Raw genomic sequence first — 13677 nt, forward strand, 5'->3', positions numbered from 1 at the left:
GAAGGCGCCAACAGTGCCTTCGGGACATTTTTTTGCCTCCCTCCTGTCGTCGAAATCGGCCCAAAACTGTAATCTTTTGGCGACTGGATTTCGGCTATCCATCTGTTATGTAATGATGTTTTTGAGTTCATGCGCCCTGCCGCAGCGGCGCTTCAGCGCTCAACAGGTCGTAGGCAGATCATACTCGCAAGAGAAAAATTGCTCCCGCCAGCTGTGGCAGGGCAAAGCCGTTCCACAATCTTGCCAAAATTAGCAATCGACAAAGTCTATTAATTTTATAGACTAAAGGCATGATGGAGATTGCGATGGCACAGACCCAGTATCTCTCGAACAGCCGCGTCGGCGAGACGGCAGCTGCGGCCGGCAGGCCTGCCAGCATTCAGCAGATCGCGTCGTATCTGTTCTTCACGGTGTCGTTCGGCTTTACCGCGGCCGTCGTCGTCGGTCTGGTCCCCTAGGGCCACCCGTGCCCGGAGGCGGGCGCGCCATATCATCTCAACCCAACTGAAGAAGGTTTTCCAGAGTAGGGCGTGAACCGGCGCGGGCGGCGCCAATAACTGTTCCTGACAAGATGAAGGAGTTTGCGATGCAGATCGACTTCACCCATTGCCCGGGCGGCGTTGCCGACAAGGACGAACTTCACTCTTCCTTCTTTTCAGACACGGCGGTTGCCGTGCAGAGGCTGCGCCAGCTTGAAAGGGCGGGCTTCGACCGCGTTCTCATCGACGACATGGGCGGCCTGCTTGCCAATATGGACCTGGCGTCGCTTGCGCTGCGCAGCACGCAGTCGATCGGTGTGCTTGTTTCGCATTGGCCTGGAATCGTGGCGCCCGTGGTGGCCGCCCGGCAGTTTGCGGCCTTCGACCAGATCGGCTCAGGCCGGCTGGCATTGCGGGTGCCGCCAAGCCGCGACCTGCGCGAAGCCAATGACGACAGCGGTCTCGTCGCCACGCTGGGGCGCACCGACGAATATCTGATGCTGCTCAAGCGGCTGTGGAGCAATGCGCAGCCCTTCGACCATGAGGGTCTGTTCTACCGCATCCATGGCGGCTTCGTGCCGATGAAGGCAGCCGATGGAGCCGTAATCCCGCTGCAGCTCGGCGGACTTTCGGGCACGGCGCTCAAGATCGCAGGCCGGCACGCCGACAGGTTCGAGCTGCCGGTAGGCGGCTTCGACGACACGTTGCGGCTGATCGAACGCGTGAGGGTTGCGGCTGAGCCTTTTGGCCGGGCCCAGCGTATCCGCTTCTCCTTGCCGGTGCATGTCGGGCATGTGCAAGCTGGCGAGGGCGGGCAGCAGGATTGGCAGCTGACGGGTGAACCGGAGCATGTCGTTTCTGTGCTGGCTGGCTTTGTCGAACTCGGCGTGAGCGATTTCATCGTCCACGGGCTCGGCGATGCCGAAGCGGTCGAGGCCTTCGGGCGTCATGTCATACCGGCGTTGCGCAAGGCATTTCGCCGCCATGATCCCGCGCCGACCCATTTGCGCAAGCGGCCGGTGGTGCTGCGCCGCATTGTCTGACCGGCACGGTCAGGCGTGGTTCAGGGCGTCGCTCAGAATGTCGTCATTGGCAGCGTCGCGCACCTGGGCGAGGCTGCGATTGTCGAGCACGCCGGCAATCGCCTGGCGAACTTCGAGCATCATGTGCCTGATCTGGCAGGTCGCCTCGTCGCAGTCGTCGCAGGGCTGGTACTGGGTCCGGCTGGCACAAGGGATCGGTGCCAGCGGGCCGTCGAGCACGCGCACGACATGGCCGATCTTGATCTCGGCGGCAGGCTTGGCGAGGCGGTAGCCGCCGTCCTTGCCCTTGCGGCTCTGGACGAAACCGGCATTGCGGAGTTCGCCTAGGATCGCGTCGAGGAATTTTTTCGGAATCTTGTTGGCGGTCGCGATGTCGCCGACGAAAGCGAGCTGGCCGGCGGGCAGTTGGGATAGGTGAACGAGGGCCTTGAGGCCGTATTTGCCTTTTTTAGTCAGCATGGCGAACGCGTGTCATCGGCTTCCTGCTGCCTGTCGCAGCGTGAGGTTGCTTGCCGAGGATAACGATTCGTCCCCATCGCATTCCGGCCTTCACCAGAGATAAATTCCACAGACTTGATATACAAGCCGAAACGCGTTGGTTTTCCGTAAGTTTTGCGGGTTTTGACCCTATTCGCGGCAGAATCAGCCTGCCGCATAGACCCTGGCGCGTTCGATGGTGATGATGCCCTGCTCGTGGGCACTGACCCGGGTTTCAGGCGCGACGTCGAGTTCGACGGCTTCGCCCGTTGCCGTTAGCGCCAGAATGCGCCGTCCGGCAGGCCGGTCGATGACGCGGGCGACGGTCGCGGGAATGCCGGCGCCGCTGCTGCTCCAGCCGAGATCGCTTGGGCGCAGGAAGATTTCGACCGGGCCGTCAGCGAAGCCGGGGGCGGGGATCTGTGCCTCGCCAAGGCGGGCTATGCCGCTGGCCACGGCTGCGGAAATGCGGTTGGTGTCACCGAGGAAATTCATGACGAAGGCGGATGCGGGGTTGCGGCAGACCTCTTCGGGCGTGCCCTGCTGGACGATCTGGCCCTTGTCGAGGATGACGACGCGATCGGCGAGGTCGAGCGCTTCCTCCTGGTCGTGGGTGACGAACAAAGTGGTGATGCCGAGCTCCTGATGGATCTCGCGCAGCCAGCGGCGCAGGTCGCGGCGGACATTGGCGTCAAGCGCACCGAAAGGTTCGTCGAGCAAGAGTACCTTGGGATCGACGGCGAGCGCCCGGGCAAGGGCGACGCGCTGGCGCTGTCCGCCTGAAATCTGGCCGGGGAAACGTTCGGCCAGGCCTTCGAGCTGGACGAGGCGCAGCAGATCGGCGACGCGAGCATCGATGGCAGTCTTGTCGCGGCGCTGCTTCGAGACCTTCATGCCGAAGGCGATATTCTCGGCGACCGTCATATGCGGGAACAGCGCATAGTGCTGGAAGACGAAACCGACGCCACGGTCGCGCACTGGAATGTCGGTGGCATCCTCGGCGCCGAAATAGATGTGGCCGGCGTCGGCATATTCGAGGCCGGCGACCATGCGCAGGATGGTGGTCTTGCCCGAGCCGGAAGGTCCGAGCAGGGCTACCAGTTCGCCGCTCTCGATTTCGAGCGAGACGCCATGGACGGCGCGGAAGGTCTGGAAGGTCTTCACGACGTTGTCGAGGCGGATTTTCATGACGAAACCTCAGCGGAAGCGGTCTTGGGTGCGGCTACGGGGGCTGCAAGTGCGGGGCGACGACGGGCGCGGCCGGCGCCCTGGCGCTCGAGCAGCACCTTGGCAACGAGGGTGACGACGGCGAGCAGGGCCAGGATCGAGGCCGCGGCGAAGGCGCCCGCGGTCTGATAGTCGTGGTAGAGCAGTTCGATATGCAGCGGCAGCGTGTTGGTCTGGCCGCGGATATTGCCTGACACCACCGACACGGCGCCGAACTCACCCATGACGCGCGCATTGCACAGCACCACGCCATAGAGCAGCGCCCAGCGGATGTTGGGCAAGGTGACCGAGAAGAAGGTGCGCCAGCCCGACGCGCCGAGCGATGTCGCGGCTTCTTCCAGATCACGCCCTTGCGCCTGCATCAGCGGGATCAGCTCGCGGGCGACGAAGGGCGCGGTGACGAACATCGAGGCAAGCACGATGCCGGGCAGGGCGAACAGGATCTTGATGTCGGCCTGCTCCAATGCCGGGCCGAACAGGCCCTGCAGGCCGTAGACAAAGAGATAGGCAACGCCGGCGACGATGGGCGAGATCGAGAACGGGATTTCGATCACCACCAGCAGCAAGCGGCGGCCCCGGAAATCGAACTTTGTAATCGCCCAGGCGGCGGCCACGCCGAAGGCGGTGTTGATGGGCACGGCGATGAGCGCGGTGACCACAGTCAGGCCGATGGCGTGCAGCGTGTCGGGATGGGCGATCGCGGCAGCATAGACGGCGATACCCTGCGAGAAGGCCTGGTAGCCGATGACGACCAGCGGCGCGACGATAACGATGGCGACCAGCGTCAGCACGGTGCCGATGAGCGCGCGGCGGAAGGCCGGCGCGTCGCCGACGCGGGGCGGGCGGCCCTTAACGGGATTGCTCATCTCAGCCCCTCGCCGTGTAGCGCAGGGCACGTGCCTGCAGGATGTTGGTGATGGCGAGCATCAGGAAAGCTGTGATGAGCAGCACCGAGGCGATCGCCGCGGCGGCCTGGTAGTCGTATTCCTCGAGCCGGATGAAGGCGAGCAGCGCCGTGATCTCGGTCGACATCGGCTGGTTGCCGGCGATGAAAATGATGGCACCGAACTCGCCCAAGCTGCGGGCGAAGGACAAGGACAGGCCGGCGAGCAGCGCGGGTGCCAGCAGCGGCAGGATCACGCGCAGGAAGATCGACCGGTCGTTGCCGCCGAGCGTCTGGGCGGCTTCCTCGAGTGCGGGATCTAGATCCTCCAGCACCGGCTGCACGGTGCGCACGATGAAGGGCAGGCTGGTGAAGGCCATGGCGACCATGATGCCGAGCGGGGTGTAGGCGACCTTGATGCCGGCCTGGGCAAGCACCGAGCCGAACCAGCCGTTTTCAGCGAACAATGTCGTCAAGGCGATGCCGGCGACCGCCGTCGGCAGCCCAAAGGGCAGGTCGACGAGCGCGTCGATGAAGCGGCGGCCGGGAAAACGGTAGCGCACCAGCACCCACGCCAGCGCCATGCCGAAGACGAGGTTGAAGACGGTGGCAGCGAGCGCCGAAAGTGCCGTCACGCGGTAGCTGGCGACCGCGCGCGGCGACGAGACGATGCGCCAGTAGTCCTCGAAGCCGAGGCTGGCCGCCTTGAACACCAGCGCGCCGAGCGGCAGCACGACGATGATCGAGACGTAGACGAGGGTTATCCCCAGTGCCAGGGGAAACCCCGGCAGAATGCGGCGCGCCACTGAAATGCCTTCCCGGATGCAACAATGCGGAAAGCCGGCATGGCCGGCTCTCCAATTCTCAACAGTATTGACCACAGCGCCGCGCGTCCTTTTCGGACGCGCAAAGGACGCTGTAGCACCTTGGGTTGTGCATGATCCTTTTCCGAAAATCGATATCGATTTTCGGGGTCATGCACTGAGGTCAACGCTCGCCGTAGATCTCTTCAAGCAGGCCGCCGGAACCGAAATGTTCCTTCTGGACCTTGTCCCAGCCGCCAAAGACATCTTCCACGGTGACGAGGCGAACTCCGGGGAACTGGTCCTTGAATTCGGCGGCGACCGAAGGCTCGTGGACGCGGTTGCCGTGCTGGGCGGCAATGCGCTGGCCTTCAGGCGTGTAGAGGAAGTCGAGGTAGGACTTTGCCAGATCGCGCGAGCCGCGCTTGTCGACGACCTTGTCGACGATGGCGACCGGGAATTCGGCGAGCAGGCTGACCGAGGGGATGACGCTCTCAACCTTGTCGGAACCGTATTCCTTGGCGATCGAGCGGGTCTCGGCCTCGAAGGTGATCAGCACGTCGCCGATGTTGCGCTCGACGAAGGTGGTGGTGGCGGCGCGGCCGCCGGTGTCGAACACCGGCACGTTGTCGAACAGCTTGGTCACGAACGCCTTGACCTTGGCCTCGTCACCCTTGAATGCTTCCTTGGCGTAGGCGGTTGCCGCCAGATAGGTATAGCGCGCATTGCCCGAGGTCTTCGGATTGGGGAAGACGACCTTCACGTCGTCGCGGACCAGGTCGGACCAGTCCTTGATGCCCTTGGGGTTGCCGGCGCGGACGAGGAAGGACGGCAGCGAATAGAAGGGCGAGGCCTGGTTGGCGAAATCCTTCTTCCAGTCGTCTGATACAAAGCCGTTCTTGGCCAGGAATTCGATATCGGTGACCTGGTTGAAGGTGACGACGTCGGCTTCAAGTCCTTCGACGATGGCGCGTGCCTGCTTGGAGGTGCCGGCATGCGACTGGTCGACCGTGACACCCGGATTCTTGGCGATGAAGGCGGCATTTTCGGCAGCGAACAGTTCGCGGGCGACGTCGTAAGACGCGTTGAGCAGCTTGTCGGCGGCAGACGCCTGCAACGGGCCGGCGAGCATGGCGGCAAGTGCCACGCCGACGAGAAGGAAACGTTTCATGGGGGCATTCTCCTGAGACAAGCGGCAAATGGCTAAACTTTGCCGCAACATAGCTGCGGGCCTGTTTCAGGTAGAGGCAGAGGCGGATTGCCTCTGCGCTTGTATGAAGAATTTTCTTCTATCTTTTTGTCAAACGAAGAAATCGATTTCTAGGATTGAGATTTACGACCGGCTTCCTGCGGAATGCCTAACTATTTGTCGGTGACACCGGCCTCGGCGAAGCTTGCCATTCTGGCGTGGCATTCCAGCGCCGAACGGACGAGATTGACGGCGAGGCAGGCGCCCGAACCTTCGCCGAGCCGCATCCCCATGTCGAGCAGCGGCGCGAGCTTCAGGGTTTCGAGCAGCTGGCGATGGCCTGCCTCGGCGGAGACATGGGCCGACTGCGTGTGGGCAAGGCCTTCCGGGTGGAGTTTTGCCAAGGGGGCAGCCGCCGCCGTGACGACGAAGCCGTCGAGCAGGACGGGCACGTTGTGGTGGCGCGCGGCCAGCGTGGCGCCGAGGATGGCGGCGAGTTCGCGGCCGCCGAGATTGGCGGCGACAGCCAGCGGATCGGCGAGCGTGGCGGCATGACGGGCGAGGCCGGCATCGATGGCGGCGAACTTGCGGGCCAGGCCGCTATCGTCGACGCCGGTGCCGCGGCCGGCCCACTGGCGGCCGGTGCCGCCGAACAGGCCTGCGGCGATGGCCGCGGCGGGTGTGGTATTGCCGATGCCCATTTCGCCGAAGCAGACGAGATCGAGATCAGGCGTCACCGCGTCATAGCCGGTCGAGACGGCGTCGAGGAAATCGGTCTCATTCATGGCCGCCGTCTGGGTGAAGTCACCCGTGGGGCGATCGAGCTCGAGCGGGATGACCGCGAGTTCGGCGCCGGCAAGGCGGGCGAGTTGGTTGATGGCAGCACCGCCGCCGGCGAAATTGGCGACCATCTGCACCGTCACCTCCGACGGATAGGCCGACACGCCCTGGGCGGTGACGCCATGGTTGCCGGCGAAGACGATGACCTTGACCTCGTCGAGCCTCGGCATCTCGCGGCCCTGCCAGCGGCCGAGCCAGGCGGCGATCTGTTCGAGCTTGCCGAGGCTGCCGCGCGGCTTGGTCAGCGTGTCCTGGCGGCGGGCGACGGCATCCGCTGCGGCGTCGCTGCCGGCGGGCAGGTCGAGGCAAGCTTGGCGCAATTCATTGAGCGATTTGAAGGCCATGGCAGTGAATACTCCAAAACAGAATCAAGCAAGGATGGCGGATGCGACAAACAGCAGGGCGATTTCGGCCAGTTGCTGCAGAGCGCCGATGGTGTCGCCGCTCTGACCGCCGATCTGGGCGAGGCAGAGCTTTCTGAAGGCGAAGAAGAGCAGGGCGAGGCACAACGCCGCGACGACCGCGCCGCTGAGCCCAAGGAACAGCAGGCCTGCGGCGCCGATGGCGAGGGCGGCGATCACTGCCCCGTCGGCGACTGTGCCGACGCCGGCGGCAAGGCCGTCGGCGCGCGCCTGGGGCAGGTTCCGCATGAAGGCGGGGATCAGTGCGCGCGAGCCGACATGAGCGGCGACGAGGGCGACGAAAACAGGGGCGGGGTCTTCGATTTCGACGATCGCGCTCCAGCGCGCCAGGATCGACAGCACCAGCGCTGCCGCGCCATAGCTGCCGATGCGGCTGTCGCGCATGATCTCGAGCTTGCGCTCGCGTGCACGTCCGCCACCGAAACCGTCCGATGTGTCGGACAGGCCGTCCTCATGCAGGCAACCGGTGACCAGCATGGCTGCGGCGATGGCCAGTGCGGCAGCCGGGCCTTCGGCGAGGCCGAGGACATATCCGGTAGCGAAGACGAGCCAGGCCAGGACCGCCACGACGAAGCCGACGAGCGGAGCAGTCCAGATGGCATCGGCGAGCGAACGATCCCTGACCTCGAAATGCGGCAGCGGCAGGCGCGTGAAGAAGACTAGGCAGAGGCGGATGTCGTCGAAGATCGTCGCCGGCGTCATCGTCTCAGCCTCGCGCGATCGCGTGGAAGAAGGTGCCGGTAACATGGCCGCGCCGGCCGCCGAAGCTGCCTAGCGGCTTGCCCTGGCCATCGGCCAGTTGCCCGAGTGGCGTATCGTCGCCTCCTACAACCGTCTGGGCGTAATGGAACTCGTGCCCCCTGACGACGCTGCCCTCGGAACCAAGCGGGCAAGGTGCCGAAAGTCTGGCTTGGCGGTAGCCGAGATTCATCTTGCGCTTGGCGAAGCTGGTGGCATGGCCGAGCAGGCCGAGCATCGCGTGGGTGGCGCCATCGGCGTCCTCGATGGAACGGCCGAGCACCATGAAGCCACCGCACTCGCCATGGACCGGTTTGGTGTCGGCGAAACGGCGGGTACCCGACAGGAAGGTGCCGGCTGCGGCGAGACGGCCGGCATGGAGTTCGGGATAGCCGCCCGGCAGCCAGCAGATGTCGCAGGTGGCGTCGGGTGCCCGGTCGGCGAGCGGCGAGAACGGAACCAGCTCCGCGCCCATGGCGCGCCAGTGGGCGGCGAGATGCGGGTAAAGGAAGGTGAAGGCGGCATCCTGGGCGAGCGCGATGCGCTGTCCGGGCGGCGGCAGTGCGAAGGATTGGTCGCCGGCCATGGGTGTCAGCGGCGTCGCCAGTTCGATGATGGCGTCGAGGTCGAGCGAGCGCTCGACCATGTCGGCGAGCTTTTCGATGTGGGCGAAAAGGTCGGCATGCTCTTCGGCCTGGACGAGCCCGAGGTGGCGTTCTGGAATGGACAAGGTCGGGTCGCGCAGGATGGCGCCGACGACGGGCAGACCGAGCGCCTCGATGGCGTCGCCGGCAAGCTTGCGGTGACGGTCGCTGCCGAGCCTGTTGAGCACCACGCCCGCGATCCGGACCCCAGGGTCGTAGGTGGCAAAACCCTTGGCGATGGCCGCTGCTGTCTGCGACTGGCCGGAGACGTCGAGCACCAGAAGCACCGGCAGGCCGTAGAGACGGGCGAGATCGGCAGCCGCACCCGAGCGGCCTGTCTCCGCAGGGATGCCGTCGAACAGGCCCATGGCGCTTTCGAGGATCACCATCTCGGCTTCGGCCGATGCATCGGCGGCCAATGCGTTGAGCAGCGACGGCGCCATGGCCCAGCTGTCGAGATTGACGCCGGGCCGGCCGGTGGCGGCAGCGTGGAAGCCGGGATCGATGTAGTCCGGTCCCGATTTCGCGCCACGTACCTTGATACCGCGGCGCGCCAGCGCGCGCAGCAGGCCAATCGTTACGCTGGTCTTGCCCGAGCCCGAGCGCGGGGCGCCGATGATGAGCCCACGCGCCGTCATTTCCGTCCAATCAGCTCGGCGCGCAGCGAGACAATGCCGCCGACGACGATGAGGGCCGGCGAGACGACCTTTTCGCGCTCGGCGGTGGCCACCAGTGTGCCGAGCGTGGCGGTGACCGTGCGTTCCTCCGGCGTCGAGGCGTTCTCGACAAAGGCTGCAGGCGTGTCGGTCGACAATCCGCCGCGCAGAAGTTCCGTCACCGTTTCGGCCATGTGGGTCAGGCCCATATAGATGACGATGGGCTGGCCGGTGCGGGCAAGCGCTGACCAATCAGGACGATCGTCGCTGACGGCGGCAAAGCCGGTGGCGAGAATGATCGCGCCGTTGACGCCGCGCATGGTGGCCGGAATACCGGCGGAGGAGAGACCGCCGAAGGCTGAGGTGATGCCCGAGAGCACGCGCCAGGGAATGTTCTCTCGGGTCAACACCCGCGCTTCTTCGGCACCACGCCCGAAGACGAAGGGATGGCCGCCCTTGAGCCGCACGACCTTGCGGCCGTCGCGCGCCAGCCTGACCAGCAGCGCATTGATGTCGCCCTGCGGGATCGACAGCCGGCCGCCGCGCTTGCCGACGAAGAATTTTTCCGCCTGTTCGGCAACCGCAACGATCTCGGGCGAGACCAGCGCGTCATGCACCAGCGCATCGGCCTGGGCCAGCGCCGACAGGACGTCGAGCGTCAGCAGGCCGGGGTCGCCGGGGCCGGCGCCGGCCAGCCATACATGCCCCGGTTCGAGCACGTGCTGCTTGTAATTCAAACGCGCGATAGCGTTTTCGAGTGTCATGCGTGTCGCTTTCGCCGATGACGCACAGGCTGTGCCAGCCTATAGATCGCGTCATGAATGAAGAAGATCGTCCGCTCAAGCGCGGCTGGACCACCGGCGCCTGCGCCACTGCCGCCACCAAGGCGGCGTGCGTGGCATTGAAGGCGGGTGCGTTTCCCGATCCGGTGGAGATCGTGCTGCCGGGCGGGCAGGCCGTTGCGTTTGCGCTGGCGAGAAACGAACGCGGCGACGGCCTGGCCATGGCCGGTATCGTCAAGGACGCCGGGGACGACCCTGACGTCACGCATGGCGCGCTGGTCATGAGCACGGTGCGGCCGGGCGCTGCCGGCAGCGGTCTTGTCTACAAGGCGGGCAAGGGCGTCGGCACGGTGACGCGGCCGGGCCTGCCGATTCCGCCCGGCGAAGCCTCGATCAACCCGGTGCCGCGCAAGATGATTGCCGGCGTCGTGGCCGAAGTGCTGGGCGAGGGCGCCGATGTCGAGGTCGAGATTTCCGTCGCCGGCGGCGAGGAAATGGCGCTGAAGACGCTCAACCCGCGCTTGGGCATTTTTGGCGGCATCTCGATCCTGGGGACGACGGGCATCGTCATTCCCTACTCCTGCTCGGCCTGGATCCACTCCATCCATCGCGGCGTCGATGTGGCCCGCGCCATGGGCTTCGACCATGTGGCGGGTTCGACCGGCAACACTTCCGAGCTGGCGGTGCAGAAGTTCCATGGCCTGCACGAGGTCCAACTGATCGACATGGGCGATTTCGTCGGTGGCATGGCGAAATACATCCGCGCTCATCCGGTGGCGAAGGTGACGATTGCCGGCGGAGTCGCCAAGATGACCAAGCTGGCGCAAGGCCTGCTCGACGTGCATTCGAGCCGGGGTTCGGCCGATCTCGACGGGCTTGCCGCAGTCGCCGTCGAGGCCGGTGCCAATGCCGAACTGGAGGCCCGTATCAAGAGCGCCAACACCGTCGCTGAAGCCTTCATCGAGGCCAACAAGGCCGGCATTGCGATCGGCGACGCGGTTGCACGTGCGGCCTGGCGCACGGCTGCCGGCGCGCTGAACAGTCCCGATATCGCGCTCGAAATCCTGGTCTTCAACCGCGAGGGCGAGTTGAGGGGGCATGCGCCCTTCGCCGCCTCTCATAGCCCGTCGCGGCCCCTGAAGCGGCGCTGATAATAGGCGTCGTAGAGCGAACTTTCGCGGAAATCTTGCGCTGCCAGCGACTGGCCGACGAAGATGATGGCAGTGCGCTTGATCGGGTCCTTTGCCAATTCGGCTGCTATCGTCGACAGCGTCGCCCTGACGATGCGCTCGTCCGGCCAGGAGGCACGGAAGACGACCGCTACCGGGCAATCCGGGCCGTAATGCGGTGTCAGCTCAGTCACGACTTGGTTGATCGCGTGGATCGACAGGTGGACGGCGAGCGTCGCACCGGTGCGGCCGAAGCCGGCAAGCGTTTCGCCCGGAGGCATCTTCGAGGCGCGGCCGGAGGTGCGGGTCAGCACCAGGCTCTGGGCGACTTCGGGGATTGTCAATTCGCGCTTGAGCGCTGCGGCCGCTGCTGCAAAGGATGGCACACCGGGGGTCAGCGTGTAGGGGATGCCGTGCTTTTCCAGCCGGCGGATCTGTTCGGCGACGGCGCTCCACACTGACAGATCACCCGAATGCAGCCGCGCGACGTCATGCCCGGCCTTGTGGGCGGCGACATATTCCGCCTCGATCTCGTCGAGCGACATCGGCGCCGTGTCGACCAGCCGGGCGTCGCCGGGGCAATAGGTCAGAAGCTCCGGCGCAACGATGGAACCGGCATAGAGGCAGACCGGGCAGGAGCCGAGCAGGCGGCTGCCGCGCAAGGTGATGAGGTCTGCCGCGCCCGGTCCGGCGCCGATGAAGTGAACGGTCAAGCTGTGGCTCCAGAGGTGGCTATGGCGCAGGTTGCGGGGCCGACGATCGTGCGTGGGCCAAGCAGGGAGGCATCGGCACCGGCGGCGGCGAGCGCTGATGCCTCGGAGACAGACGGCGTAGCGGCAGCGTCCTGCGAGGCCTGAGAATGACTGAGCGTGCGCGAGGCAGCAGCGGCCAGCGCCTCGTCGTCGACGACGAGCAAGGGCAGGTCGAGCCGTCGCGCGGCGGCGAGAATGCCCGGTTCGTCGCGTTTGAGCGTTGCCGTGGCGAGCGCGGTCAATGCGGTGATCGCCAGGCCGTGCGCCTCGAGCGCGGTTTCGATTGCCGAGAGGATGTCTTCGCGTGCTGCGCCTTTGCGGCAGCCAATGCCTGCAACCATCATGGCTTCACCCAGCTCCACTGCGTGACCGGCATTGCCGGCCGCCAGCCGGTCATCGAGCCAACAGGGGCGGCGCGGGAGACTTGAAGGCGCAGAAGATCGCCGCCATGCGCGGCATGGCGCGACAGCAGCAATGTTTCCATTTCGAGCGTGACGGCGTTGGCGACGAGGCGACCGCCTGATCGAAGCGCTGCGATTGCCGCATCGAAGACGCCGGCGTCCGAGCCGCCGCCGCCGATGAATATGACGTCTGGCGTCGGCAGGCCGATCAGCGCGTCAGGCGCGGCGCCCCTGACAATCGTGAGACCGGGCACGCCGCAGGCGCCGGCATTGCGTTCGATGCGTTCGGCGCGCTCGGCATTGTGCTCGACGGCGATGGCGCGCAGCGAGGTGTGACACAGCATCCATTCGACGGATATCGAGCCGGAGCCGGCGCCGATGTCCCACAGCAACTCCCCGCGGCGGGGCGCGAGGGTGGAAAGAGTGACCGCGCGGATCTCGCGCTTGGTGATCTGGCCGTCATGCTCGAACACGTCGTCGGCGAGACCTGAGGCAAGCGGCAGGATCCGTGCCTGTGATCCGGATTCAAGCTCAAGGGCCAGGACGTTGAGCGGATTGATGTTTTCGACGTCGAAGCCACTGGCTGTCGTGGCGCGGATGCGCTCGCTTTCTCCACCGAGGGCTTCGAGCACCGTCAAACGCGAAGCGCCGAAACCGTTGCCGGCGACAAGGGCTGCGATCTGGGCCGGCGCTTCGCCATCCGAGGTGAGTGCGATGATGCGCGCGCCCGGCTGCAGAAACGGGCGGATCAGATCGATGGCGTGGCCGTGGAGCGAAACCGTTTCGATGTCCTGCAGCGCCCAGCCCAGCCGCGAGGCGGCCAACGAGAAGGCAGATGGGGCCGGAAGGACCCGCATTTCCGCTGACGGCACGACGCGGGAAAGGGTGACGCCGACGCCGTGCAGGAACGGGTCGCCCGAAGCCAGCACGCAGACATTTTCACCGCGCAGGGCGACCACGTCACGCATTTCGCTGTCGAAAGGCGTCGGCCATGGGCGAGCCGCGCCTGTGATGAGCGTTGCTGCCAGCGCCAGATGACGTTTGCCACCGAAGACGTGGGCAGCGCCTGATATCGCCCGCTTGGCCTCGTCGCCGAGACCCGCTACACCGTCCTCGCCGATGCCGACGACGGTCAGCCATTCTTGCGTCGGTGCGTCGAATTCAGCAGGCAT

General features: G+C 65.5%; 15 protein-coding genes. 3 read left to right on the forward strand and 12 right to left on the reverse strand.

From position 1 onward, the window contains the following. The first annotated feature begins 305 nt into the window (after positions 1-305). Positions 306-458 (forward strand): hypothetical protein, encoded by a 153-nt coding sequence (locus SLT36_RS13330; protein WP_432288045.1) that lies wholly within the window; start codon positions 306-308, stop codon positions 456-458. Positions 459-586: 128 nt separating this feature from the next. Next, the gene (locus SLT36_RS13335; protein ID WP_432288047.1) at positions 587-1522 is read left to right on the forward strand and encodes an LLM class flavin-dependent oxidoreductase; all 936 of its coding nucleotides are present in this window, start codon (positions 587-589) and stop codon (positions 1520-1522) included. A 9-nt stretch (positions 1523-1531) separates the two neighbouring features. Here the strand turns inward: SLT36_RS13335 and SLT36_RS13340 are convergent, their stop codons facing one another. The 9 genes from SLT36_RS13340 to cobA all read right to left on the reverse strand — a co-directional run bounded on the left by SLT36_RS13340 (position 1532) and on the right by cobA (position 10165). Then, a complete protein-coding gene (locus SLT36_RS13340; protein ID WP_115731502.1) occupies positions 1532-1981 on the reverse strand; it encodes an RrF2 family transcriptional regulator in 450 nt (149 codons plus the stop codon). 183 nt (positions 1982-2164) lie between these two features. Further along, positions 2165-3187, reverse strand: a complete 1023-nt coding sequence (locus tag SLT36_RS13345) for a sulfate/molybdate ABC transporter ATP-binding protein (RefSeq protein ID WP_432288049.1) — start codon at positions 3185-3187, stop codon at positions 2165-2167. After that, positions 3184-4092, reverse strand: a complete 909-nt coding sequence (gene cysW / locus SLT36_RS13350) for a sulfate ABC transporter permease subunit CysW (protein ID WP_432288050.1) — start codon at positions 4090-4092, stop codon at positions 3184-3186. Before cysW ends, SLT36_RS13345 begins: the two co-directional genes overlap by 4 nt. Before the next feature lies 1 nt (position 4093). Then, a complete protein-coding gene (gene cysT / locus SLT36_RS13355; protein WP_432288052.1) occupies positions 4094-4915 on the reverse strand; it encodes a sulfate ABC transporter permease subunit CysT in 822 nt (273 codons plus the stop codon). 181 nt (positions 4916-5096) lie between these two features. Next, the gene (gene cysP / locus SLT36_RS13360) at positions 5097-6083 is read right to left on the reverse strand and encodes a thiosulfate ABC transporter substrate-binding protein CysP (RefSeq protein ID WP_432288054.1); all 987 of its coding nucleotides are present in this window, start codon (positions 6081-6083) and stop codon (positions 5097-5099) included. 191 nt (positions 6084-6274) lie between these two features. Continuing rightward, positions 6275-7285, reverse strand: coding sequence for a nicotinate-nucleotide--dimethylbenzimidazole phosphoribosyltransferase (cobT, locus tag SLT36_RS13365; RefSeq protein ID WP_432288056.1), 1011 nt, complete (start codon positions 7283-7285; stop codon positions 6275-6277). Positions 7286-7309: 24 nt separating this feature from the next. After that, on the reverse strand, positions 7310-8065 hold the full coding sequence (locus SLT36_RS13370) for an adenosylcobinamide-GDP ribazoletransferase (protein ID WP_432288058.1): 756 nt from the start codon (positions 8063-8065) through the stop codon (positions 7310-7312). Positions 8066-8069: 4 nt separating this feature from the next. Continuing rightward, positions 8070-9383, reverse strand: a complete 1314-nt coding sequence (locus SLT36_RS13375; protein WP_432288060.1) for a cobyrinate a,c-diamide synthase — start codon at positions 9381-9383, stop codon at positions 8070-8072. Beyond that, entirely contained in the window at positions 9380-10165 is a 786-nt protein-coding gene (gene cobA, locus SLT36_RS13380; protein ID WP_432288062.1) for a uroporphyrinogen-III C-methyltransferase, read from the reverse strand. Before cobA ends, SLT36_RS13375 begins: the two co-directional genes overlap by 4 nt. Before the next feature lie 53 nt (positions 10166-10218). Here cobA and SLT36_RS13385 point away from each other — a divergent pair, with 53 nt between their 5' ends. Continuing rightward, positions 10219-11334 (forward strand): cobalt-precorrin-5B (C(1))-methyltransferase, encoded by a 1116-nt coding sequence (locus SLT36_RS13385; protein ID WP_432288063.1) that lies wholly within the window; start codon positions 10219-10221, stop codon positions 11332-11334. On the opposite strand, the gene cobM is transcribed toward SLT36_RS13385, so the two are convergent. From cobM to cbiE, 3 genes are read right to left on the reverse strand one after another with little or no spacing between them, the layout of a single operon-like run. After that, positions 11301-12065: a precorrin-4 C(11)-methyltransferase gene (gene cobM, locus SLT36_RS13390; RefSeq protein WP_432288064.1), complete on the reverse strand. Its 765-nt coding sequence runs from the start codon at positions 12063-12065 to the stop codon at positions 11301-11303. The genes SLT36_RS13385 and cobM overlap by 34 nt on opposite strands. Continuing rightward, positions 12062-12448: a cobalamin biosynthesis protein gene (locus tag SLT36_RS13395; RefSeq protein WP_432288066.1), complete on the reverse strand. Its 387-nt coding sequence runs from the start codon at positions 12446-12448 to the stop codon at positions 12062-12064. Before SLT36_RS13395 ends, cobM begins: the two co-directional genes overlap by 4 nt. Next, positions 12445-13677, reverse strand: coding sequence for a precorrin-6y C5,15-methyltransferase (decarboxylating) subunit CbiE (gene cbiE, locus SLT36_RS13400; protein WP_432288068.1), 1233 nt, complete (start codon positions 13675-13677; stop codon positions 12445-12447). The genes SLT36_RS13395 and cbiE overlap by 4 nt, the downstream gene beginning before the upstream one ends.

It is taken from the genome of Aminobacter sp. BA135, from assembly GCF_050859125.1.
In the GTDB taxonomy this organism is placed as follows: domain Bacteria; phylum Pseudomonadota; class Alphaproteobacteria; order Rhizobiales; family Rhizobiaceae; genus Aminobacter; species Aminobacter ciceronei.

Excerpts from the sequence above, each read along its gene's own strand:
- SLT36_RS13330 (WP_432288045.1), top strand. The coding sequence starts at position 306 with ATGGCACAGACCCAGTATCTCTCGAACAGCCGCGTCGGCGAGACGGCA.
- SLT36_RS13335 (WP_432288047.1), top strand. The coding sequence starts at position 587 with ATGCAGATCGACTTCACCCATTGCCCGGGCGGCGTTGCCGACAAGGAC.
- SLT36_RS13340 (WP_115731502.1), bottom strand. The coding sequence starts at position 1,981 with ATGCTGACTAAAAAAGGCAAATACGGCCTCAAGGCCCTCGTTCACCTA.
- SLT36_RS13345 (WP_432288049.1), bottom strand. The coding sequence starts at position 3,187 with ATGAAAATCCGCCTCGACAACGTCGTGAAGACCTTCCAGACCTTCCGC.
- cysW (WP_432288050.1), bottom strand. The coding sequence starts at position 4,092 with ATGAGCAATCCCGTTAAGGGCCGCCCGCCCCGCGTCGGCGACGCGCCG.
- cysP (WP_432288054.1), bottom strand. The coding sequence starts at position 6,083 with ATGAAACGTTTCCTTCTCGTCGGCGTGGCACTTGCCGCCATGCTCGCC.
- cobT (WP_432288056.1), bottom strand. The coding sequence starts at position 7,285 with ATGGCCTTCAAATCGCTCAATGAATTGCGCCAAGCTTGCCTCGACCTG.
- SLT36_RS13370 (WP_432288058.1), bottom strand. The coding sequence starts at position 8,065 with ATGACGCCGGCGACGATCTTCGACGACATCCGCCTCTGCCTAGTCTTC.
- SLT36_RS13375 (WP_432288060.1), bottom strand. The coding sequence starts at position 9,383 with ATGACGGCGCGTGGGCTCATCATCGGCGCCCCGCGCTCGGGCTCGGGC.
- cobA (WP_432288062.1), bottom strand. The coding sequence starts at position 10,165 with ATGACACTCGAAAACGCTATCGCGCGTTTGAATTACAAGCAGCACGTG.
- SLT36_RS13385 (WP_432288063.1), top strand. The coding sequence starts at position 10,219 with ATGAATGAAGAAGATCGTCCGCTCAAGCGCGGCTGGACCACCGGCGCC.
- SLT36_RS13395 (WP_432288066.1), bottom strand. The coding sequence starts at position 12,448 with ATGATGGTTGCAGGCATTGGCTGCCGCAAAGGCGCAGCACGCGAAGAC.
- cbiE (WP_432288068.1), bottom strand. The coding sequence starts at position 13,677 with ATGCCTGCTGAATTCGACGCACCGACGCAAGAATGGCTGACCGTCGTC.